2 protein-coding genes are annotated in these 572 nt (G+C 39.0%); both read left to right on the top strand.

The window, feature by feature from the left end:
• The first annotated feature begins 133 nt into the window (after nucleotides 1–133).
• Nucleotides 134–370 (top strand): hypothetical protein, encoded by a 237-nt coding sequence (locus tag D1643_RS11375; RefSeq protein WP_160207978.1) that lies wholly within the window; start codon nucleotides 134–136, stop codon nucleotides 368–370.
• Nucleotides 371–572, top strand: a 202-nt coding sequence (locus D1643_RS11965) for a hypothetical protein (protein WP_236643586.1), incomplete at its 3' end; no start/stop codon positions are given. It lies immediately after the preceding gene.

Raw genomic sequence — 572 nt, 5'->3', positions numbered from 1 at the left:
CTTTTATTTTCTTAATTTGCAAATCGCGGTATTTTCCCCAATTATACTTTAAAAATTATCACTTTTTTGATATAATAGACAGTGAGCAAAGCGTCTGTACGCTTTGTAACATAATAGAAAGAACATTGTATTTATGACAACAGACCAACACCTGCATCGCATTTATTCAAAACTTACACCCCTTTTACCAATAACAACCAAGACACTTCCTCTAATCCGCGAAGCCTTGGCCGATGTAGCGCTTGATATGGTTGCGCTAAAATGGATCACAACAAACGACGTGACTAACACAGAAGCAATGTTGTCAGCTTATTGGAAGCATTTTAAAACTGCGATCAATGAGGAATACAATGATGAAGTTTTAAAGTAGATGGCGATTCCGTACAAATTTAACCAAGATGTACTTGACCACTATCTGGTTTCAGATGACGAGCTCATGCGTGAGCTTGCCCAGAGTACTGTTACTAATTTTGACAAGTACATCGAAGCCGTCGCGACACACCAAGAAGTCATTGATTCGTACAAGTCAACCTATGACGGAAGTGACTTCCGCGAGATGGCAATGAAATTAG

The organism is Enterorhabdus sp. P55, from assembly GCF_009911695.1.
GTDB lineage: Bacteria > Actinomycetota > Coriobacteriia > Coriobacteriales > Eggerthellaceae > Enterorhabdus.
This window is presented reverse-complemented; position numbering and strand designations above follow the sequence as displayed.

Coding starts and splice junctions, on each gene's coding strand:
- D1643_RS11375 (WP_160207978.1), top strand. CDS start 134: ATGACAACAGACCAACACCTGCATCGCATTTATTCAAAACTTACACCC.